Here is a 20,677-nt window from a genome sequence, read left to right as displayed (position 1 = left end):
AAAACTGAATATTTAGATATTGACATTTATCGATATGGGTGTAGAGTAAGCCTCAAATAGACGGGGTAGATGATTCCATGATTGATGTGACAGAAGTACTGAAGGCCATTAACAACCCCATTCGGTTGGATATACTCCACTGGCTAAAACACCCGTCGGTAAATTTTGAGGTGGCGGAGCAGTTGGTTGACGCCGATATTGAGGGTGTTTGTGTCAGTATTATCCAAGAGAAAGCACAGCTGTCCCAGTCGACGATATCGTCATACCTGACCACGTTGCAGCGTGCTCAATTGGTCACGTCAAAACGGATTGGACCGTGGACATATTATCAGCGTAACGAAGTACAAATCTCGGCGTTTTTAGCCCAGTTAAATCAGCAGCTGTAAGCGACGCTGTTTTTTTATTACTCACATATATCGATAAATTTAGATATCCCAATACTTGAAGGTGATCACAATGACGACGCTAGTATCCTACGACCCCAGTACCGGAGAGGCAATTGGTGAGGTCGATATCGCAACGGCTCAGGCAGTGAATGAGGCAGTAACACAGGCATCGAAAGCACAGAAGGCTTGGGGCGCTTTGACGCTTGAAGCGCGAGCTGCCGCCGTGACCAAGGCCTATGATGGCTTAATTGAGCAGGTAGCGGCACTGAGTGATTTGCTGGCCAAGGAGCAGGGCAAGGATCGTCGTCGCGCCAACGGTGAAGTGGGGGGGGCGGTTTCAATGGGCGAGTATCTCGCCAGTGAGGCAGTGGCGGCTTTCAAAAGCCAGCCGGTGGCTCGTGGCACTGAATTACAATACCGCCCTCTCGGTGTTGTGGCGGTGATTGCCCCTTGGAATTACCCGGTGATGATGGCGAACAATTTGATTGTCCCAGCGTTGATTGCCGGCAACAGCGTTATTTTGAAACCGTCGGAGCACACACCGTTGATTGCCGAGGTATTCTTTGGTCAGTTAGCTGAGGCATTACCGGACGGGGTTTTGCAGGTTCTACAGGGTGATGGTGATGTCGGCCGAGCGTTGGTAAGCAGCGATGTGCAAATGGTTGCCTTTACCGGATCCAAGGCGGTCGGCCATGATATTATGGCGCGCTCTGCACCGACGCTAAAGCGCTTGGTGATGGAGTTGGGGGGCAACGATCCGATGATTGTGATGGCCAATGCCAATATTGATAACGCGGCTTATTTCGCCGTTGCAGGCAGTTTTGAAAATGCCGGCCAAATGTGCACTTCGATTGAACGAATCTATGTTGACCGTGCTGTTGCAGAGGCATTTGAGCAACGTGTGGTGCAAATAGCCAGGCAATATAAAACTGGTCCGTGGCATCAGGCCGGGGTCAATATAGGCCCTATTATCAACGCCAAACAACATCAGACGGTGGTGAGTCATATCGCGGATGCCGAGGCTAAGGGGGCGACCGTCTTATTGGGCGGCAGCGAGCAAACAGCGCCGTATATTAAGCCAACAGTGTTGACCGGAATGAGCCGCGATATGCTGATTGAACAGCAGGAAACCTTTGGTCCCGTCGTCGCGATTAGTCGTTTTGACACCGTCGATGAGGCTGTTGCCCGCGCCAACGATTCCGATTATGGATTGGGAGCAGTGGTATTTGGTGGCGCCGGTGTTGAGGCCGTGGCCGAGCGCTTAGAAGCAGGCATGATTGGCATTAATCAAGGTCAGGGTGGTGGCGGAAATGCTCCGTGGGTTGGAGCCAAGCAAAGTGGTTATGGTTATCACGGATCAGCCGAAGGTCATCGCCAGTTTAGTCAAGTCAGAGTCGTGTCGCGTTAAGCGAATAGGAGTAGTCAAATGAATGAACAACGATTTTATATTGCCAGCAGAGAAACCGGCAGCATGCGTGATGATTTGCCGCTGTGGGCCTCGGCGATCGAAAACCCGATGGCACTTGCTGAAGCGGCGCCAGCGAAGGTGACACGGCAGGATATTACATCGGTCCCCGGCGCCTTTCAGCTTCACAATGTGCTGACTAAAGCGGAGTGTGAGCAGTTTATTACCACGACTGAGACCCTGGGTTATACCGATGATGCGGCGGTATCACTGCCACGCTCAATTCGTCATAACAATAATCTCACCTGGGTGGCCGACGACACGACCACCGATTTAATTTGGCAGCGTTGTAAAAATTTATTTACCGATACAAAGAATCATTTCGCCGGTAAAAAGCCACTTGGTATTAATGGTCGTTGTCGTTTCTATCGTTACCAGCAAGGTGATTTCTTCTCCACCCATACCGATGGTTCCTGGCCGGGTAGTCGAATTATTGATGGCGAATTAGTCAGTAATGCCTACGATGATCGCTGGAGTATGTACACGTTTTTGATTTTTTTAAGTGACGATTATCAGGGCGGACATACTCAGTTTTTGGTTAACAGTGAAAACCCTGAACTGCCAGCACGCGGCAGAGCAAGTGCTACCACTGTCAATGTGAGAACCCCGGCGGGCAGTGTTTTATGCTTCCCCCATGGCACTCATCCGCTGCACTGTTTGCATGGCTCGGAAGACATTAGCCAGGGGACTAAATATATCGTGCGCAGTGATGTGTTGTTTGAGTTGTAAATAGAGTTGTCAGTAGAGTTGCTAGGGAAAACTCTGGCGCGACTGAGGTGCGTCAGTCGCGCCAGCGTCTGTTGGCCCGTTATGGCTTCGGGCGATAGACCGTCTCGGGGATAACCCCGTCTGGCCATCTTGAGTGTGGCCCCAGCGATAAGGTATCGTCGGTGCCGCCGATCGAGGGTAGCCATGTTTCAACTATCAGGTTGCCGTCAAAGCGGAAGGCCTGGGTGAAGTCCCACTGCTTGTCGCCATTCACCTGCCAGCTAGCCACCGCAATGATCAGATTATCCTCTTCCAGCATAAACAGCTGCAAATCCGCCACATCGCGTGTCGCCAGTTGAGCGGCGATGACATCGTTATAGCCCTGGCGAGTCAGTTGTTGACCGGCCTTGTCGGTATCATGGACCACGATGTAGTCGCCAACGAATTGGTCAAGAGTCTCTGGCTTATTGTCGACCCAGCGCTGTTGCAAAAATTCGCGCACACAGGTTTGACGAGAGCTCTCGGGTAAGGCTGGTGGGATTTCGCCGCCCTGCCATACTGACCAGGCCTGGGGGAAGCCAAAGGGGTCTGTGCCGCCCATGCCGGGCAACCAGGTTTCGACCATTTTTCCGTCTTCTAAACGGAATAGTTGCACCCAGTCCCACTGACGATCACCCTCAAACATCATGCGGCCGATAGAGCCGACATAGTTATCCTGGGCGATTAAGCAGTAGCTAAAATCGATTACCGTGCTGTCAGTGGTGCCGATACCGACCATCTCACCGTATTGCTCAGAGGTCATGGCATTATTGGCGCCGGTAATATCGTGGCGCAAGTACGTTTGGCCGGCAATCTTAGGCACCAAGCCACTATCACATTCCGCCCACATCTTATCGTACCAGCGCCTGAGAGTGGCGCGATTTGTCGCAACAGTATTCATAGAATTTCCTTGTGTGATTAGCGATTATTTTTCGAAATATTAAAACGTTGTCGATAGGCACTAAAAGCCTCGTCGAGTTCGTCTTCATTCAAGCCGAACATCTCTGCGCTATAGGCGTGTTTACCGTGTTTTTCTCGTGTATTTTGCGCCATAAATGTATTTAGCGTCTGCTCTAAGGTGTCAGACCAGGTCATGTTAAAGTGGTTGTAGATTTTTTTGATTTCGGCGACTGGGGTATCGAGCAAGTCATCAAAATAGACGTCATAAATCTGCTCGGCTTTATCGCCCAGTCGGTCCCGCGCTTGCATGCTTATCTCTAGGTGTCTGGCCCAGTTTTTGACCTCTAACGCCCCTATCATTGTCGGCGTCACGGTATCTGAGCCCAAGGCGTGCAGGGCATAGTAGAGACTGGAGACAGAGATCATCACCTTTGCCGGGTCGCGGTGGGTTTGTAATATGCGAGCGTCGGGATAAATCGCCAGTAATGGTTCTACCGCGCTGACATGGGGTGGTGTTTTTAATACCCAATGTTGACCGGGCTGATAAAACTGTAGTAGCTGTAGGCATTTTTTATGAAAGATAAATGTTTTGCTTAAGTCGCGGTTGAAATACCACTCCTGGTAACTGGGCACATTAAAATTCAATTCAAACTGGGCGCTGGTAAAGTTGATGGCCATCAGGGTCAGGCATTCCTGCGGCAGTTCGGCGCCGACAGAGTGGATCGCCTGAAATCCCGGAATGAACTGGCATAAAATATCCATGTCTTTCTTGCTGTCGGCAATACGGTTGTCTGGCCCCGAGGCCGGCGGGCAGGGCTGCGCCCCCTCCCAAAATTTTAATACGCGGCTGTCCGGGTCGGCGGCTAATAAGCCCTGAAGAATAGTCGTTCCGGTGCGTGGTAGGCCGGCGATAATCATCGGCTTGGCAATGTCTATTTGTTCAATCTCAGGGTTTTTCTTCAGTGTGTCGGTAATCAATAATCTATTTTTTAATAAATTCAGTACCTGCTTGTAAGCCATGATTCGGCCCAGCAGGTTGAGCTCGGCCTCATGCTCTAAAGAGTGGAGTAAAACGGTCAGCCCCTCTCTAAAATCATCGTCGCCGAAGTCACTCAGACCAGTGTTTTTCTGTGCTTTGTTCAGCAATTTTTGCTCGTCTAAACGGACAGCAGTAATGCCCACCGTGTTTAATAATCGGCCGACGGTATTAATCAACGTCACTGCAAAGGGACGTTTGATATCGGTGGCAACTTTAGAAAAAGACATACAGGCAGGGTCCTATTGTTATGGCGATAACAACACAGACGGCGTTGTCGAGGCTATGAAGATTATTGTTATAATTGCTCACTCGCCAAACCTTTCAGCATGTGCAGCAAAAGCCTTTTGATGAACTTCTCGTTAGTTTTAGCTAATTAACTAACGGTGTTTAATAATAGCACGCAGGATGATAAATGGAAGATCAAAATTGGGCGATGGGGAGGGCGGCGCAGTGGTTGAAAATTGCTTTGTCTATAAAAGCGCCGCTGTAGAGGGCTTGTCAGCGTCCTTGCTGTTGCGTCTCTGTGTCGGTTTAATTAATGGTAATCGAGATCAGATAGCCTGTGATTGTCGCGGTGGTTACACCGATGAAGCCGGGTAATAAAAAGCTGTGGTTGAGCACGTATTTACCAATCTGAGTAGTGCCTGAGCGATCGAAGGTAATGGCGGCTAAGTCGCTGGGGTAGAAGGGGAAGAAGAAGTAGGCATAACAGGCTGGCAGCACGCCGATCAACACCTCGGCTGGAATCCCCATCGAAAACCCCAGCGGCAGCATAATCACCAATACCGCGGCCTGGCTTTTAAGAAAAATCGACACCAAAAACATGGCGATGGCAAAAGTCCATGGCAGCTCGGCGACCAGATCGCTGACCAGGCTGATTAAATAGACCTTGTGATGGCCGATAATAGTATCGCTCATCCAGGCAATACCAAAGATAATAATGACCGCCGTCATACCGGCGATAAAGACGTTGCTGTTGACGATTTTTTTGGGGTCAACCTTGGTGGTTAGTATAATGACGGCACCGACCGATAGCATTAAAAATTGTATCGCCACCGACATGTTAACTCCCTCGGGCAGCAGCCCGAGACTGTTACCAAACAGTGCAACCATGATAACCGTGGCAATACCGGCGAGGAAAATGCCCAGGCCTTTTTTGGCCATGGGTTGGATGCTGTTATCACCAGCCTGATCCTGCTCATCGATTAATTGTGACTTGAATTCTGGGTCTTCACAGCGGGCAAGAAATGCCGGGTCTTTGTCTAAGTCACAGCCGCGTCGCAAACTCCAAAAACAACCGGCAAGCACACCGATAAGCGTTGCAGGGATGGTGACCAATAACACATTGATAAGGCCGATATCCAGATTGTTGTCGGCCGCCGTTGCCATGACCACTGCCGCTGCCGCCGCAATTGGGCTGGCTGTGATACCCATTTGTGAGGCGATGGTTGCCATTGCCATCGGCCGCTCGGGGCGAATGCCTTTCTTGTAGGCAACATCGTAAATCACCGGCAACAGCGGGTAGACCGAATGGCCGGTACCGACTAAAACGGTGAGGGAATAGGTACACAGTGGTCCAAGAAAAACAATTTGATTGGGGTGTTTGCGCAGCAGCTTCTCGGCATATCTAACCAGTAGCTTGAGACCGCCGGTGGCCTCCAGTGTCGCCGAGGCGGCAACGACAGCCAGAATTATCAGCATGACACTGATCGGTGGCGTACCCGGAGCGATGCCGAAGACAAAGGCTAAAATAGAGACGCCTAAACCGCCGAGTAAGCCAAAGGCAATGCCACCGTGGCGTATGCCGACAAAAATAACACTTAACAGTAACAGCATGTGTAGATAAAACATGGCACACCTCATCATCACTTTATCAAGTGGCCAATTATAATCGGCTGAAAAGGGCTAGACCTTGCTATGGATAGTGATATTCATCGCTAATGTGGCAACCGTCAAACAGTTTGACGCCGGTCAATTATTGTTGAGCTGGGTATTGGGCTTGTTAACAGGAGGGGGCTTGTGAGGAAGAATTAGGCGGTTGGTCGAGGAATGACAAGGCAAGGCCTGCGTCATTCTTCAAAGCGGTGCAGCGAACGGTTTATTTATAAAAGGCTTCAACCGTACCTTTGAGCTTCACCAACAGCGGTTGTCCGCGACGATCCAGCGCTTTAGGTGAGGGGATTTTCACCCAGCCTTCGCTGATGCAGTACTCCTCAACATCGTTACGCTCTTTGTCATTCAAGCGGATACCGATATTGTGTTCGAAGATGGCGGCCACATGGTGTTTGCTTTTGGGGTTTACCGACAGGCGATCGGGTAACTCGGGTTGTGATGTGGTGTCGTTCATACGGGGAGCCTCAGATAAGTAGTATGGGTGACATTGTAGTCAATATAGTCCTAGTGCTCAACAAGGCTACATGTTGTAAGACGGTAACAAGCCTATAAAAAGGCGCCTAAAAGGCGCCATAAATAATCACTGATGATATCTGTTAGGTGGCACCACCCACGGCAATAATCTTCATGGTATTGGTGCCGCCGTGGACGTTATCGAAATCGCCCTTGGACAGGATTACCCAATCACCTGTTGTAACCTGCTTGCGGTCGATCAGGTTTTGCACCACGCAATCGTTGATTTCGGCGGGGGGGACGCTGCTGATATCGAAGGTGACGGGGACGACACCACGATAGAGCGCGACGCGGTTTTCGGTCTTCACATTGGGGGTGAAGGCGAAGATCGGCGTGTTGGAGCTGATGCGTGACATCAGCTTCGGGGTGCTGCCGGTTTCGGTCATGCTGATGATAGCGCCGACACCAATGAGGTGGTTGGCAGTGTACATCGTAGCCATGGCAATGGACTCATCGGCGACGCTGAAGTTCTGATGCAGGCGGTGGGCGGAGACATGTGCGGAGGGGTGTTTTTCGGCCCCAAGAATCACCCGGTCCATCGCCTCAACGGCCTCGACCGGAAAGTGACCGGCGGCGGTTTCACCGGAGAGCATCACCGCATCGGTGCCGTCGAGTACGGCGTTGGCAACATCAAACACCTCGGCGCGGGTGGGTAGCGGGCTGTCGATCATCGACTCCATCATCTGGGTGGCGGTGATGACAATCTTATTGAGCTGGCGCGAGCGCTCGATTAAATGCTTCTGTACGGCGACCAGCTGCGCGTCGCCGATCTCGACACCCAAGTCACCCCGGGCCACCATGATGACGTCGGTGGATTTAATGATCTCGTCGAGTAAGTCGTTACAGGCGACGGCCTCGGCGCGCTCGATCTTGGCGACGATGCCGCCGTTGCCTCCGGCCTGTTCGAAGGCGGAGCGAGCCAGTTCGATATCGGCGGCGGAGCGGACAAACGACACGGCCAAATAATCGACGTCGATTTCGGCGGCGTGGCGAATGTCGCGGTAATCTTTCTCGGTCAGTGCGGCGGCACTCAGGCCACCGCCTTCCAGGTTAATGCCCTTGTTGTTCGACAGCTTACCGCCAACGACCACCGTGGTACTGATGCGGCTGTTTTCAATGGCGGTGACGGCTAAAACAATACGACCATCGTCGAGCAATAGTTTATCGCCGGCGGCAACCTCGTTAGGTAGATTGTCGTAGTCGAGGCCGACCTGGTACTGGTTGCCCTCGTCGCTGCCGAGACTGGCGTCGAGGATGAAACCGTCACCGGCGCAGAGGATGATAGAGCTCTGTTGGAAGCGGGCGATACGAATCTTCGGCCCCTGCAAATCACCGAGGATGGCAACGGTGCGGCCATGTTGCTTGGCAATGCGACGGACTTGCTGGGCGCGCTGATCGTGATCCTGCGGCTGGCCGTGGGAAAAATTCAAGCGGACGACGTTAACGCCAGCGAGAATGAGTCGCTCCAGTGTGGCCGGATCATCGGTGGCTGGGCCCAGGGTGGCGACAATTTTAGTTCTTCTAAGCATGTTGATATCTCTTGCTGAGGCACAGCGCCAAGTGATCCTCGTCGCTGTGCCCATCACTACGGTGTCTTTCAGGCGGCGTGTTCGGTTTTTATTGCATCGGCGGCCATCAGCGCCAGGGTGTTGTCTAGCATACGGTTAGAGAAACCCCACTCGTTGTCATACCAGGCCATTACCTTGACCATCCTGCCGTCGACTTTGGTGTGGTTGGCGTCGAAGGTGGAGGAGGCGGGCTGGTGGTTGAAGTCAATCGAGACCAGCGGCTGGTCGTTATAATCCAGCACACCTTTGAGGCCGTTATTAGCCGCGGATTTCATCAGCTGATTAATCTCCTCGGCGGAGGTATCGCGGCCGGCGATAAACACCAGGTCGACCAGCGAGACGTTGGCGGTGGGAACGCGAACAGCCATGCCATCGAGTCTGCCAGCCAGTTCCGGTAGCACCAGACCGACGGCTTGAGCGGCACCGGTCTTGGTGGGAATCATCGATTGGCCGGCGGCGCGGGCGCGGAATTTATCGGCGTGATAAACGTCGTGCAGATTTTGGTCGTTGGTAAAGGCATGGATTGTCGTCATACTCCCTTGAACAATACCGACCGCGTCGTGCAGTGTTTTTGCCATTGGCGCCAGGCAGTTGGTGGTACAGGAGGCGTTGGAAATGATTTGGCTGTCGGCATTCAGCACTTGTTGGTTGACGCCAAAGACCACGGTGGCATCAACATCGGCTGCCGGAGCAGAAATGATAACTTTCTTGGCGCCAGCCTTTATATGGGCTTGGGCCTTGTCGCGGCTGGTAAAAAAGCCTGTGCACTCATAGACCACATCGATATCCAAATGCCCCCAGGGCAGCAGCGCTGGATCGCGCTGGGAAAAGGTTTGGATGCTGTCACCGTTAATGATCAGTTCTCCGTCACTGTGTTCAACCGTACCGGGAAAGCGTCCGTGAACTGAGTCGAAGGCGGTGAGGTGGGCGTTGAATTCGGTGCTACCTAAGTCGTTAATAGCCACCAATTCTATCTGCTGACGAAAATCTGATTCATACAGCGCACGAAGAATATTGCGACCGATGCGACCGTAACCATTAATAGCGACACGAATAGCCATAACCTAACCCTTTCTTGTTATTGAATTACACTAATTAATTTAGCTTAGTTAAATAATGCCCTATTTTAGCTGTAAATTCATCTAAAAATGTTAATTTAATTAGATATTGTTTAATTCAATTACATTGTGTGATGGTAAAAGTGTTGTTTTTGTTTACCTTGGTGACGTTTCTCACTAATCTAGCGCCATTCCTTTTCATTCTTTAGGCAGCCCCCCCAGATGATGTCCGACGAGCGCGCGCGATGAGTGTACTGATCCGGTTACAGCAGTCGATGGCGAACCTCAGCAAGGCTGAGCACCGTATCGGCGAGGTGATATTGTCGAACCCCGAAGCCATCGTTACCATTACCACGGCGGAGTTGGCCAAGCGTGCCGAAGTCAGCGACCCGATGGTGTCGCGGCTCTGTAAAACCTTAGGCTGTCAGAGTTTCCCTGCGTTTAAGGTCCAACTGGCCAAGAGCCTGGCCAGCAAGGAATCGTTTATCACCGAGGCGGTGTCGCCGGGTGATAGTGCTGGCAGTTATATTGAAAAGCGCATCAGCGCCAATCAGGCGGCACTCGAATATATCCGCAGCCACCTCGAGACCGAGGCGATAGAGCAGGCGGTCGAGGCCTTAAAGCAGGCGCGACAGATTGATATCTTCGGTGTTGGCGGCTCGGCGGCGGTGGCACAGGACGCTCAGCACAAGCTGTTTCGCCTCGGCGTGCCGACCATCGCCTATCAGGATCATCTGATGCAGCGCATGGCGGCGGCGGCGGCCGGTGAGCAGACGGTGATTTTGATGTTTTCTATTACTGGCCGCACCAAGTCGATGATCGAGGTTGCCAAGATTGCCAAAAAAAGCGGTGCGACGCTGATCACCATTACCAGTCCTGGCTCGCCGCTTGCAAAATTGGCAGATATTACAATAACTTCCGGCGACGAGCTGGAGGATACAACGGTTTATGTGCCGATGACTACGCGGATTGTCATCTTAACCATTATTGATATTATCGCCACAGGCTTGGCGTTGGCACAGGGACAAGAGGGGGGGGAAAGGTTGCAAAAAATCAAACATAGCCTCGACGATACGCGTTTTTAATAAAACTAAAATGGCCGGTGATTTTACCGTCAATTAGCCAGCTTTGATTTCTGCTATACAACCGATTTAATAGTGTTTTGTACCCGTATTGCATCAATTTGCTATTTTTTTGATGTCGAACACGGATACTTTCTTATAGGTCTATTTACGACGTTGACAACGGCATAAAGGAGTATATAATTCCTCGTAGCTTGAAAGTACGACTTATATTTATGCGCATCGGCTAGTCCTGTTTTTCATAAGTAATAGCAAGCTTCCAGCAAAACAGCCCATTAGGGCGTAAATTACTCTTGAAAAAATGGATATTACTATGTCTGATACTACCGGTACTGTTAAGTGGTTCAACGAATCTAAAGGTTTTGGTTTCATCGAGCAGGAAAACGGCCCTGACGTTTTCGCTCACTTCCGTGCAATCAACGGTTCAGGCTTCAAAACTCTTGTTGAAGGCCAAAAGGTTTCTTTCACTGTTACTCAGGGCCAGAAAGGTCCTCAGGCAGAGAACATCACTGTTCTATAATGTAGAGCACTGTGATTGACCACGGTTTAGTGGTCAAATCAAAAAAGGGGCAAGACGTAAAGTCTGCCCTTTTTTTTCGCCTGTGATTTATACTTTACCGATTGATAGCGCCCTGTTATTGATGCTCGGCGGAGCTGTTGGATGCACTGCTGTTGCGGGGCATAATTATTGTGATGAATCAACTCGTCAGCAGCTATTGCATGGGTCGCTGTTATCCGACGGTGGAAAACGTTATAAACAGCGGAATCAGTTTAGTTTTCGTGGGTGGAGATGGATATGTTGGCGCGATATTTTCAGGCGAGTTTAGTCAAGCGGATCATGTGGGCCTTTGTGCTGGGTTGTATTATTGGTGGCATCGCTCATGCTGCCGGTTGGGGGTTTCCAGAAAAACTGGCGGTACTCGGTGATATTTTTGTTGCCGGCTTAAAGGCTGTTGTCATTCCTGTTATTTTCTTCTCACTGCTGTCCGGTGCCACGACGATCGAGACCGATAAATTTGGTAGTGTTGGCAAGCGGGTGGTCATGAGTTATGGCTTGACTATTTTGGTCGCCGCATTAGTCGGTACAATCATGGCGCTATCGTTTAATGTGGGTAGTGGTTTTGCCTTGGAGGGGATTAGCAGCAGCGTCACCGGTGCGCAGAATCTCGGCGCTGATTCGATTAGCGGCACACTTTATAATACCTTTATTGGTGCATTGGCCAACCCATTCTCAGCCTTGTCGAGCAGTAATTTCCTCGGTGTTATTGTCGCGGCACTGGTTATCGGTATTGCATTGAAGGTGAATGAAGAGAGTCATCCTGGCTCGCCGTTGGTTAAAATTATCGGCCATGTTAATGACACCATGCTGACCATTGTCGGTTGGGTGATGCACTTTGCGCCGATTGGCATTTTCGGCATAGTGGTATCGTCAATCGGTGTCTATGGCGCGACATTGGCCGGCACCTTTGCCAGTATTCTGGGGGCACTAGTCGCTGCGATGGTGTTTGTTGCTCTCATTGTTTACCCGTTGACCCATTACTTACTGGCCCGGCAAAACCCCTATGCTGTGATGTGGCGGATTTTTAAAACCGCTGGTGTTACCGCGTTCTTTACCCGTAGTTCGGCGGCGACGCTGCCGGTGTCGATTGCCACCATGGATGATATGGGCGTCGATCAGTCGGTCAGCCGCTTCGCTCTTCCCATTGGTGCCACGATGAATATGACCGGCGCGGCGATAACCGTTGCCGTGTTCACTATTTTTGCCGCCAATGTTTTCGAGGTGCATCTTGGTTTGATGGAGTTGATGATTGTTATCTTCAGCGCCGCCATTGTGTCAGTCGGTGCCGGTGGCGTCCCCAGTGGTTCGTTAATGCTGCTTTTTGTCTCGCTCAATGCCCTCGGTTTAAGTGCCGATCAAAGTGGTTTGGTGGTCGGGCTGGCGTTTACCCTGACGGCAATACAGGACAGCTTTGAAACCTGTTTGAATGTCTTTGGCGATAATGTTATCACCCACGGTGTCGACCAGTCGTTGAAGTCTTAAACCGCCAGCCAGATTCATGGTCAGCCCTGTCCTGAGGTTGGCCGCTGTGGCATAATTCGGTGATGCGAATCGACCGATATATCAGTAATAATTCAGGCTACAGCCGTAGCGATGCCAAAAAACTCATCAAACAGCAGCGGGTGACTGTCGACGGCGCTGTCGTGGCCGGGGGGAATGCCAGTGTCGCCGATAATGCGGCAGTGGCGATCGATAACGAACCGCTGGTCGTGGTTGGTGAACGCTACTTTATGCTGCACAAGCCGGCAGGCTATCTCAGCGCCAATGCCGATAGTCAGCAGCCGGTAGTACTGGATCTATTGCAAGAGGATAATAGCGGCCTACAAATCGCCGGAAGACTCGATGCCGATACCACCGGTTTATTATTGATTACCAGCGATGGTCAGTGGAACCATCGGGTCACATCACCCAATAAAGTGGTCGGTAAGACTTATTTAGTAACCACCGTCGAGCCTATTCTCGCCGCCGCCGTCGAACGTTTTGCGGCCGGTGTCTATTTGCGTTACGAGGATGTCACGACGAAGCCTGCAGTGCTGGAAATTATTGCCAGCCATCAAGCCCGTCTGACGATACACGAGGGTAAATACCACCAGGTTAAGCGGATGTTTGCCAGTGAGGGTAATCGGGTGGTGGGCTTGCATCGTGAGTCAATCGGTGGCTTACATTTAGATGCGGATCTGGCTGCGGGAGAGTATCGTGCTCTCACGGAACAGGAAGTGGCGCTGTTCACCGATTGAGGCCGCTCGACAACAGTTGTGGTGTATTGCCAATGCCCCTATAATCACTGCCTTAATATTCATTAACGGAAGCTTAGAATGTCTAAAGTTAGCGCCAACAACGTTGTTTCAATCCATTATACCCTTAGCAACGAAGCCGGTGATGTGCTCGATTCATCGAATGGTCAGGAGCCGTTGAATTATTTGCACGGCGCTCAAAATATTATTCCAGGTCTTGAAACAGCTCTTGAAAACCTCAGTGTGGGTGACAGCTTTGAAGTGGTTGTTCAACCTGTCGATGGCTACGGTGAAGTCAATCCTGAAATGATTCAACAGGTGCCTGTTGCTTCGTTTGAAGGTTTTGATGGCGAGTTGGTACCGGGTACCGCGTTAACAGCCACTGGCGGCGACGGTCAAACCATGAATGTCACCGTGGTTGATGTCAATGACGAGTTTGTCACGGTGAACGGCAACCACCCATTGGCGGGCATGGTACTGTGTTTTAAGGGCACTATTGATGCGGTTCGTGCGGCCAGCGCCGAAGAATTGGATCACGGTCACGTTCACTAAGAACGCCTGTGCAGCAGTGGTCTCTCCGCTGCTGTCATCTCTCCCTCCTCTGTTACATCACCCGCTATTGATGCGAAACCACGTCGCAATGCTAAAGCGATCTCTGTGGCTGATCTCCACTTCGTGGGGGAATTTCTCGCTCAGGAAGATAACCATCCGCCCGAACTGAGGTAATACCGTATCGATAACTTGCCGGCCTTTGTCGCCGCTGTCGATATCAGAATAAATTTTTAACGCACCGCCATCCTCTGACTGCCACTGCTCATTGAGGTAGTACACAATAGTCAGTACCCGATTACTGTTGCCCTTAAAAGCATCGATATGTTTTTTATAGAAATCGCCAGGTCGATAGCTGGCAAAGTGACTCTCGGAGTCAAACAGCCCCAAATAAAGTCGACGATTGATCGCTACCCGCAGCTGCTCAAGTGAGGCAAGGTAGTGTTGTTCTGCACTGTCATCGTAGTCCAGCCAGTGGATGGCGTCACTGCGGATGTCGCGGGCTTGTTGGTGTTGATTACCACGGCCAATGCCGGCATTTTGCCACTGATTAGCCGCCAGGCTGCGAGCCTTGGTCAGCAGTGAGTGGGTAATATGGGGCGGTAGAAAATCGTCAATAGTGATACGTCCTTGATTAACCAAGGCATCGGCAATATCATCGGCTAGCTGTTCAAAATTCATCTCTGTCATGGCGGCTATTTAATCCTGTTGTATGGCGCCGTGCCAGTGATTTTTGCCGATGGCGACAAAACCCCGCCAATATTTGATGTTGACGGCTATATTTGGCTTATTATCTTTTTCGCTTTGAGAATTTTATGTCGCAACCGACACAGAAAAACAATCCGCTTCACGGCATTACATTGAAGGCCATCGTGACCGAGCTACATCAACACTATGGCTGGGATGGCTTGGCACAGCGTATTGCCATTCGCTGCTTTGAAAGTGACCCCAGTATCAGCTCCTCGTTGAAGTTTTTGCGTAAAACGCCTTGGGCGAGAGAGAAGGTGGAGGCGCTCTACCTGCAGACTAAGCAGTCGCCATGGGCCAAACCTTAGGGGGATAAGTGTTTGTCCGCGTTAATGTTGACGCTGTAAATGACAGTATAGTAATGCCTATAAGCGTCAAGGCATTGCTAGGATTAATTTAATAATAACAAAACCATGTCGCAGCCAGCCTGAGGGTTTGCTGTTGAAAATTTAAGACGGAACTGTTGGTACTGTAATGCAGCTTAAAAAAGCACAAAAACCTCTGTTGATACTTGTGATTGCCATGTTAGTCGCCCTTGTGATGGTGCTAACACGACCTGAGGCGGAGCAGTCTGTGGTCGTACAAAAAGCCTTGGTCGTGGACGTTTTAGTGGTTCAAAAGGCAGACGTACAGCTCGAGTTACAGAGTTACGGCCAGGTGTTGCCGCGAACCCAGTCGACACTGACCTCGGAGGTCGCGGGGCGAATAGTTGCAGTCTCTGAAAATTTTGTCGTTGGAGGCTTTTTTAAAAAGAACGAACAGCTGTTAAAGATTGATGACAGTCGCTACAAAACGGCGTTAAAAAAGGCGGAGGCCGACGTTGCCCGGGCGCAGAGTGCTCTCGCTCAGGAACAAGGCAGGGCTTATGTTGCAGATCAGCAGTGGAAAACACGAAACAATAAAAATGTTGATCAAGCAGCGAAGGATTTGGCGCTGAGAAAACCGCAGCTATTGGAGGCCTCGGCCAATTTAGAGTCGGCGGAGGCCAATTATCAGCAGGCAAAAGATGATTTAAAACGCACCTCTATTCGGGCGCCATTCGATGGTTTGGTGCGACAGAAACAGGCTGATATCGGTCGCTATGTTACCGTTGGCTCGCCCTTGGCGGTTAGTTTTGCCATCGATTATGCAGAGGTAAGGCTGCCCATTCCAGAATTCCAGCTGGCGTACTTGCAGTTACCCGACGCCTTTGGGCAGCGACGTCATGAACCCTCGCCAATCCTGTTGACCAATAGCGAAGGCATGGAGCAGCAGCAGTGGCAGGCGATGCTAACTCGTACTGAAGGAGTATTGGATGACCGTTCCCGGGTGTTGCATGTTGTAGCCCGTATTGAAGACCCCTATGGTTTAAGAGCGACAGATACTGCTCGACAACCGTTGCGCATTGGCAGCTTTGTCGAGGCCTCGCTGAGCGGCCGCCTGTTGCAGGGGCTGATTGAGATCCCCAGTTATTTACTGCGCCCCGGTAATCGTGTGTGGTTGGTTGACGATAATAATCAGCTGCAAGATAGGGTTGTTGAGCCGCTGAAGATCAGTGCCAATAAGACCTATATTCAAGCGGGTTTGAATGACGGCGATAAACTGTCTCTGACCAGCTTAGGTCAGGTGTTAGAGGGCCGGTTGGTGACGATAAACCAGCAGACGTTATCCGTCCCCAGCGACACTGAGCTTGCACAGCCGGTGACAGTGCCTGAGAGTGAGCAGGCGTCTGACGCCAGCGCTGTGACTGAGTCAATGGCTGAGGAGGTGGCTGGCGATGAATAAGCCATTGGCACAACATCGAGGCATTATAGCTTGGTTTGTTGGCAACCCCGTGGCCGCTAACCTATTGATGTTTTTTATTATTGTCGTCGGCTTGTATGGTGCTGTCAGTATAAAAAAATCACTGACGCCTGAGTTTGAAATCAATGCGATGAATATCGTGGTGCCTTACCCAGGAGCCAGCCCTGCCGAAGTCGAACGGGGCGTCATATTTAAGATTGAAGAAGCGATCAAGGATATTAGTTCGATTAAACGGGTCGCGTCTGTTGCCAATGACTCGATGGCGCGGGTCAACATTGAAATTGTTGAGGGCTACGATATTAATCAGGTGCTCAATGAGGTCAAGATAGCTGTTGATGCTATCAGCAGCTTCCCCAAACAGGCCGAGCGGGCAGTGGTCAGTAAAATTGACCCCAGTTGGCAGGCGATTCAGTTGCAAATTTATGGTCCGGCCCTGACCGAATCGGCGGCTAAGACCCTGGCCGATGAAATGAAGCGTGAGTTGTTGGCCACCACCGATATTGCCCGTGTTAAGGTCTATGGCACCCGTGACTACGAGGTTGCTGTCGAGGTGTCGGAATCAGTGCTGCGACGCTATGGCTTAACCTTGGGTAAGATTGCCTTGGCCATTCAGCGTGCCTCAGTTGATTTGCCAGCAGGAGCGATAAATACCGCCAATGGCGATGTCCGTCTGCGGGTTAGTGGTCAGGCCTATCGACAGCAGGATTTCGAGCAGATTGAATTATTGGTTTTTGCTGACGGCACCCGATTGCTATTGGGTGATATAGCCACTATTAAGGATGGCTTTGTCGAGGCCACTGGCTCGGCGTTGTTCGATGAGACCTACAGTGTTGCCTTGGCGGTGTATGCCGTCGGCGATCAAGACTTGGTCGTCATTGCCGATCAGGCCAAGGCCTATGTGACAGCAAAGAAGCAAACTCTACCGCCAGGCGTAACAATTGATTATTGGGCCGATAGCACCTATTACCTGGATGGTCGGTTATCGATGATGGTTAAGAATCTGGCCATCGGTGCTCTTTTGGTGTTTATCACGCTTGGCTTATTCATGGAACTGAGTATCGCTTTCTGGGTGATGATTGGTATACCGGTATGTTTCCTCGGTACTTTTATTATGCTGCCGCTGGTGGGTGTCAGCATTAATATGATCAGCTTATTTGGCTTTATTCTAGTGCTGGGTATTGTGGTTGATGATGCCATTATCATTGGCGAGAGCATTCACAGTACGATGTTAACCGATGGTGATAGTCATAGCAGTGTCATCATGGGAGCGCACAAGGTGGCAACGCCGGCGACCTTTGGCGTGTTAACCACTATCTGTGCCTTCTTGCCGACGCTGTTTATGAGCGGCACGCTGGCCAACTTCCCTGCGGCCTGTGGTTTTGTGGTTATTTTTTGTTTGATGTTCTCATTAATTGAATCGAAATGGATTCTGCCTGCGCATATAGCGCACCGCAAACAGAGTTTGTTCCGCTGGGTACGCAGCGAGCGTCACCAGCGTTTACAAACCAAGTGTAACGCTCATCTGCAGCGTTTTGTGGTGGAAAAATACCAGCCATTCCTGCATCGCTGCATCGCTGAACGATACACCACGTTGGCGGCCTTTATCGGCATTTTTATTCTAACGATAGGTATGATGGGGGGCGGCTGGGTACGCTATGTCATGCACCCTGACTCTCCTAACGATTATGTAAGTGCTCAATTAGAGATGATGCAGGGTACGAATGAGTTAAAGACCGTAGAGGCAGTTAATCACATTAAACAGGCGATTCGGCAGGTTGAGCAGCGCTACCTTACGGAAACGGGTAGTGATAAAAGCTTTATTAAGCACTTTTTTAATTATAGCGCCGATGGTCGCATCGGCTTCTTCATGTTGGAATTGACCAAGCAGGAGGAGCGGAGTGTCGGCAGCCTAGAAATTGTTGAGCAGTGGCAGCAACAGGTGGGTGAGATCATCGGCGCCAAGGTACTGACTTTTTCTGCCGTTGACGATCAGATTGGAGAGGATATTGCCTACAACCTGGTCAGTGATGATCCTGTACAGTTGCGGGCGGCGGCGGCGGAATTAACCGCTCAGCTCAAGGGCTATAGCGGTTTGTCGAATGTGCAAAATGGTATTGGCGATCAAATCAGTGAAATTGATTTGGCCATCAAGCCGGCGGCACAGGCTGTGGGGTTATCGTTATTTGATATAGGCAGTCAGGTGCGAGAGGCTTTTTATGGTCGCGAGGCGCAAAGGGTGCAGCGGGGCTTTGATGAAATCAAGGTCATGGTGCGCTACCCAGAGCAACAACGACAATCATTGTCCAACTTAGAAAATATGACCATTCGCGGTGATGGCGGTGACGAATTCCCGCTGCTTTCAGTGGCGGAATTAGACAGTACAATGAGCGAGGCGACGATTACCCGAATTAACGGCTTGCAAGCGGCGCAGGTGACTGCCAAGGCCGACAAAACCGTGCTCGAACCCTCAGTGGTTAATAATGCCATTATCAATGTGTTCTTTCCTGAGCTTTTTCAGCGTTACCCCGCTGTCGATTATCAGCTCGATGGCAGTACGCAGGAAAGTGAGGTGATGGAGCGTGAACTGTTTGTTGGTTTTGGTTTGGCGTTGCTGGGTATCTATGCGCTACTGGCGATTCCCCTTCGCTCCTATACTCAGCCAATCATCATCATGAGTGTCATTCCCTTTGGTTTGATTGGCGCCGTTGTGGGCCATGCCCTAATGGGGGTGACCGTTAGTATGATGTCGATCTTTGGCATTATTGCCCTTGCCGGAGTGGTAGTGAACGATAGCTTGATTATGGTGGACCACATTAACCGGCGAGTAAAAGGGGGAGAGGCTATCGATGTTGCGGTAGTGGGTGCTGGTAAGCTGCGCTTTAGGGCTATTGTGTTGACTTCGTTGACCACCTTTTTCGGTGTTTTGCCGATGCTACTGGAGACCAGCGTACAGGCGCAGTTTGTTATTCCGATGGCCATATCATTGGGTTTTGGTATTGTCTTTGCGACAGTGATTACGCTGCTCTTAGTGCCCTGCCTCTATATGATACTGTCTGATTTTAATGCCCCGATAAGCAAAACCAAGCCGGTAAACGCCTAAGAAAGAGTAATAGGAGGGGAGGGTGCGCTCAATTATCCAGTGTCCACACTGTGGTTTTAAGGCCGTGGAGGACACGCTGGCGACAGAATTGTTGGCTGACTATCGTTGTTTGGCCTGCGCTAAGCTATTGCAGGCGGCAGGCGCTGACCCGTGTTGTATTTTCTGCAGTTTCGGCACGGTGCCCTGCGTTCAATCAAAGAATAAGGGGGGCAAGGTGTCAAGAAGGGGGTAAGTTTTTCGCCAAGTCATATGTATAGAAGAAAAAGTTATACCAATCCGCGTTGATTATATTATTTTGTTTGCATATAGTTCGCCCCTTAAGCAAATATCACTGCATCGATATTTGCCGATGTTGGTAGTAGAGGAACAGAAATGAACAATTTTAATCTAACTGAAATCAATGCAGAGCTTCGTGATAAGTCGCCGGAAGAGGTGATTCGTTGGGCGATTGAATTACAGAAGAAAACGATTCTAACGACGAGCTTTAGCCCTAATGCAGCGGTTATGCTACATCAGTTGGTCAAGGTTGATCGCCGTATCCCCGTGGTTTGGATTGACTCGGGGTATAATACTCGCGATACCTATAATGTCGCCACGCAGTTAACTGAAGAGTTACAGCTGAACTTATCAAGCTATGCGCCGTTAATGACAACGGCTCGCCGCGATGCGTTAATGGGTATACCGACCCTCGAAGATGAGGCGTTGCATAAGGAGTTTACCCGGCAGGTCAAGCTCGAGCCGTTCTCACGCGCTCTCGCCGAGCATCAGCCAGAGATATGGTTGACGGGTATTCGTAAGGACGAGACAGCCTTCAGAGAGACGCTCGATATTGTCTCCTGGGATAGTCGTGGCATTCTCAAGGTGGCGCCAATTTTTTATTGGTCTGATCAGCAGGTTGATCAATATATGGATGACAATAAACTACCGAGTTGTCAGCGTTATTTTGATCCGACCAAGGTTGAAGATAAGCGTGAGTGTGGTTTGCATACCAGTATTTAGTCATTGTTCAGACACAAAAAAGCCGCTATTAAGCGGCTTTTTTGTGTCTGAGTACT

Annotated in this window: 20 protein-coding genes; 13 read left to right on the top strand and 7 right to left on the bottom strand. The window is 50.6% G+C overall.

All coding sequences use genetic code 11. From position 1 onward, the window contains the following. Positions 1-77: 77 nt before the first annotated feature. From L9P87_RS05035 to L9P87_RS05025, 3 genes are all read left to right on the top strand, one after another. The gene (locus L9P87_RS05035; protein ID WP_237443577.1) at positions 78-386 is read left to right on the top strand and encodes an ArsR/SmtB family transcription factor; all 309 of its coding nucleotides are present in this window, start codon (positions 78-80) and stop codon (positions 384-386) included. A 70-nt stretch (positions 387-456) separates the two neighbouring features. Further along, positions 457-1,794 (top strand): aldehyde dehydrogenase family protein, encoded by a 1,338-nt coding sequence (locus tag L9P87_RS05030; RefSeq protein ID WP_237443576.1) that lies wholly within the window; start codon positions 457-459, stop codon positions 1,792-1,794. Positions 1,795-1,812: 18 nt separating this feature from the next. Then, complete coding sequence (locus tag L9P87_RS05025) at positions 1,813-2,580, top strand: 2OG-Fe(II) oxygenase (protein ID WP_237443575.1); 768 nt, start codon at positions 1,813-1,815, stop codon at positions 2,578-2,580. A 79-nt stretch (positions 2,581-2,659) separates the two neighbouring features. Here the strand turns inward: L9P87_RS05025 and L9P87_RS05020 are convergent, their stop codons facing one another. The 6 genes from L9P87_RS05020 to gap form a co-directional block, all read right to left on the bottom strand. After that, complete coding sequence (locus L9P87_RS05020; RefSeq protein ID WP_237443574.1) at positions 2,660-3,499, bottom strand: hypothetical protein; 840 nt, start codon at positions 3,497-3,499, stop codon at positions 2,660-2,662. A gap of 17 nt (positions 3,500-3,516) precedes the next feature. After that, complete coding sequence (locus L9P87_RS05015) at positions 3,517-4,764, bottom strand: sulfotransferase family protein (RefSeq protein WP_237443573.1); 1,248 nt, start codon at positions 4,762-4,764, stop codon at positions 3,517-3,519. Between the two features lie 304 nt (positions 4,765-5,068). Continuing rightward, positions 5,069-6,388, bottom strand: coding sequence for an anaerobic C4-dicarboxylate transporter (locus L9P87_RS05010; RefSeq protein ID WP_237443572.1), 1,320 nt, complete (start codon positions 6,386-6,388; stop codon positions 5,069-5,071). Positions 6,389-6,635: 247 nt separating this feature from the next. Further along, positions 6,636-6,884, bottom strand: coding sequence for a DUF3297 family protein (locus tag L9P87_RS05005; protein WP_237443571.1), 249 nt, complete (start codon positions 6,882-6,884; stop codon positions 6,636-6,638). A gap of 142 nt (positions 6,885-7,026) precedes the next feature. Beyond that, complete coding sequence (pyk, locus tag L9P87_RS05000; RefSeq protein WP_237443570.1) at positions 7,027-8,472, bottom strand: pyruvate kinase; 1,446 nt, start codon at positions 8,470-8,472, stop codon at positions 7,027-7,029. 68 nt (positions 8,473-8,540) lie between these two features. Continuing rightward, entirely contained in the window at positions 8,541-9,572 is a 1,032-nt protein-coding gene (gene gap / locus L9P87_RS04995) for a type I glyceraldehyde-3-phosphate dehydrogenase (protein WP_237443569.1), read from the bottom strand. A 242-nt stretch (positions 9,573-9,814) separates the two neighbouring features. On the opposite strand from gap, the gene hexR reads away from it, so the two are divergent. From hexR to L9P87_RS04970, 5 genes are all read left to right on the top strand, one after another. After that, entirely contained in the window at positions 9,815-10,654 is an 840-nt protein-coding gene (gene hexR, locus L9P87_RS04990) for a transcriptional regulator HexR (protein WP_237443568.1), read from the top strand. A gap of 310 nt (positions 10,655-10,964) precedes the next feature. Next, positions 10,965-11,171 (top strand): cold-shock protein, encoded by a 207-nt coding sequence (locus L9P87_RS04985; RefSeq protein ID WP_237443567.1) that lies wholly within the window; start codon positions 10,965-10,967, stop codon positions 11,169-11,171. A gap of 270 nt (positions 11,172-11,441) precedes the next feature. Continuing rightward, the gene (locus L9P87_RS04980; protein ID WP_237443566.1) at positions 11,442-12,692 is read left to right on the top strand and encodes a dicarboxylate/amino acid:cation symporter; all 1,251 of its coding nucleotides are present in this window, start codon (positions 11,442-11,444) and stop codon (positions 12,690-12,692) included. Positions 12,693-12,754: 62 nt separating this feature from the next. Continuing rightward, the gene (locus L9P87_RS04975; RefSeq protein WP_237444377.1) at positions 12,755-13,447 is read left to right on the top strand and encodes a pseudouridine synthase; all 693 of its coding nucleotides are present in this window, start codon (positions 12,755-12,757) and stop codon (positions 13,445-13,447) included. 78 nt (positions 13,448-13,525) lie between these two features. Further along, on the top strand, positions 13,526-13,996 hold the full coding sequence (locus L9P87_RS04970) for an FKBP-type peptidyl-prolyl cis-trans isomerase (RefSeq protein WP_237443565.1): 471 nt from the start codon (positions 13,526-13,528) through the stop codon (positions 13,994-13,996). A 57-nt stretch (positions 13,997-14,053) separates the two neighbouring features. On the opposite strand, the gene L9P87_RS04965 is transcribed toward L9P87_RS04970, so the two are convergent. Next, on the bottom strand, positions 14,054-14,683 hold the full coding sequence (locus L9P87_RS04965) for a 2OG-Fe(II) oxygenase (RefSeq protein WP_237443564.1): 630 nt from the start codon (positions 14,681-14,683) through the stop codon (positions 14,054-14,056). Positions 14,684-14,808: 125 nt separating this feature from the next. Here L9P87_RS04965 and L9P87_RS04960 point away from each other — a divergent pair, with 125 nt between their 5' ends. The 5 genes from L9P87_RS04960 (at position 14,809) to L9P87_RS04945 (ending at position 20,621) form a co-directional block, all read left to right on the top strand. Then, a complete protein-coding gene (locus tag L9P87_RS04960) occupies positions 14,809-15,048 on the top strand; it encodes a VF530 family protein (RefSeq protein ID WP_237443563.1) in 240 nt (79 codons plus the stop codon). A 166-nt stretch (positions 15,049-15,214) separates the two neighbouring features. After that, a complete protein-coding gene (locus L9P87_RS04955; RefSeq protein WP_237443562.1) occupies positions 15,215-16,504 on the top strand; it encodes an efflux RND transporter periplasmic adaptor subunit in 1,290 nt (429 codons plus the stop codon). After that, positions 16,497-19,622 (top strand): efflux RND transporter permease subunit, encoded by a 3,126-nt coding sequence (locus tag L9P87_RS04950; protein WP_237443561.1) that lies wholly within the window; start codon positions 16,497-16,499, stop codon positions 19,620-19,622. The genes L9P87_RS04955 and L9P87_RS04950 overlap by 8 nt, the downstream gene beginning before the upstream one ends. Before the next feature lie 22 nt (positions 19,623-19,644). Further along, positions 19,645-19,854, top strand: coding sequence for a GDCCVxC domain-containing (seleno)protein (locus L9P87_RS17890; protein ID WP_354001882.1), 210 nt, complete (start codon positions 19,645-19,647; stop codon positions 19,852-19,854). Between the two features lie 140 nt (positions 19,855-19,994). Beyond that, the gene (locus L9P87_RS04945; RefSeq protein ID WP_237443560.1) at positions 19,995-20,621 is read left to right on the top strand and encodes a phosphoadenosine phosphosulfate reductase domain-containing protein; all 627 of its coding nucleotides are present in this window, start codon (positions 19,995-19,997) and stop codon (positions 20,619-20,621) included. Positions 20,622-20,677 lie beyond the last annotated feature (56 nt).

Source organism: Sinobacterium norvegicum (genome assembly GCF_923077115.1).
In the GTDB taxonomy this organism is placed as follows: domain Bacteria; phylum Pseudomonadota; class Gammaproteobacteria; order Pseudomonadales; family Sinobacteriaceae; genus Sinobacterium; species Sinobacterium norvegicum.
Note: the sequence above shows the minus strand (reverse complement) of the source record. Positions and strands in the feature narration are given on the sequence as shown.

Bases quoted from the DNA above. Each gene is read 5' to 3' on its own strand.
- L9P87_RS04985 (WP_237443567.1), top strand. From the start codon at position 10,965: ATGTCTGATACTACCGGTACTGTTAAGTGGTTCAACGAATCTAAAGGT.
- L9P87_RS04945 (WP_237443560.1), top strand. From the start codon at position 19,995: ATGAACAATTTTAATCTAACTGAAATCAATGCAGAGCTTCGTGATAAG.
- L9P87_RS05020 (WP_237443574.1), bottom strand. From the start codon at position 3,499: ATGAATACTGTTGCGACAAATCGCGCCACTCTCAGGCGCTGGTACGAT.
- L9P87_RS05030 (WP_237443576.1), top strand. From the start codon at position 457: ATGACGACGCTAGTATCCTACGACCCCAGTACCGGAGAGGCAATTGGT.
- L9P87_RS05015 (WP_237443573.1), bottom strand. From the start codon at position 4,764: ATGTCTTTTTCTAAAGTTGCCACCGATATCAAACGTCCCTTTGCAGTG.
- L9P87_RS04980 (WP_237443566.1), top strand. From the start codon at position 11,442: ATGGATATGTTGGCGCGATATTTTCAGGCGAGTTTAGTCAAGCGGATC.
- L9P87_RS05010 (WP_237443572.1), bottom strand. From the start codon at position 6,388: ATGTTTTATCTACACATGCTGTTACTGTTAAGTGTTATTTTTGTCGGC.
- gap (WP_237443569.1), bottom strand. From the start codon at position 9,572: ATGGCTATTCGTGTCGCTATTAATGGTTACGGTCGCATCGGTCGCAAT.
- L9P87_RS04950 (WP_237443561.1), top strand. From the start codon at position 16,497: ATGAATAAGCCATTGGCACAACATCGAGGCATTATAGCTTGGTTTGTT.
- L9P87_RS04960 (WP_237443563.1), top strand. From the start codon at position 14,809: ATGTCGCAACCGACACAGAAAAACAATCCGCTTCACGGCATTACATTG.
- L9P87_RS05025 (WP_237443575.1), top strand. From the start codon at position 1,813: ATGAATGAACAACGATTTTATATTGCCAGCAGAGAAACCGGCAGCATG.
- hexR (WP_237443568.1), top strand. From the start codon at position 9,815: ATGAGTGTACTGATCCGGTTACAGCAGTCGATGGCGAACCTCAGCAAG.
- L9P87_RS04970 (WP_237443565.1), top strand. From the start codon at position 13,526: ATGTCTAAAGTTAGCGCCAACAACGTTGTTTCAATCCATTATACCCTT.
- L9P87_RS05035 (WP_237443577.1), top strand. From the start codon at position 78: ATGATTGATGTGACAGAAGTACTGAAGGCCATTAACAACCCCATTCGG.
- L9P87_RS04955 (WP_237443562.1), top strand. From the start codon at position 15,215: ATGCAGCTTAAAAAAGCACAAAAACCTCTGTTGATACTTGTGATTGCC.
- L9P87_RS04965 (WP_237443564.1), bottom strand. From the start codon at position 14,683: ATGACAGAGATGAATTTTGAACAGCTAGCCGATGATATTGCCGATGCC.
- L9P87_RS04975 (WP_237444377.1), top strand. From the start codon at position 12,755: ATGCGAATCGACCGATATATCAGTAATAATTCAGGCTACAGCCGTAGC.
- L9P87_RS05005 (WP_237443571.1), bottom strand. From the start codon at position 6,884: ATGAACGACACCACATCACAACCCGAGTTACCCGATCGCCTGTCGGTA.
- pyk (WP_237443570.1), bottom strand. From the start codon at position 8,472: ATGCTTAGAAGAACTAAAATTGTCGCCACCCTGGGCCCAGCCACCGAT.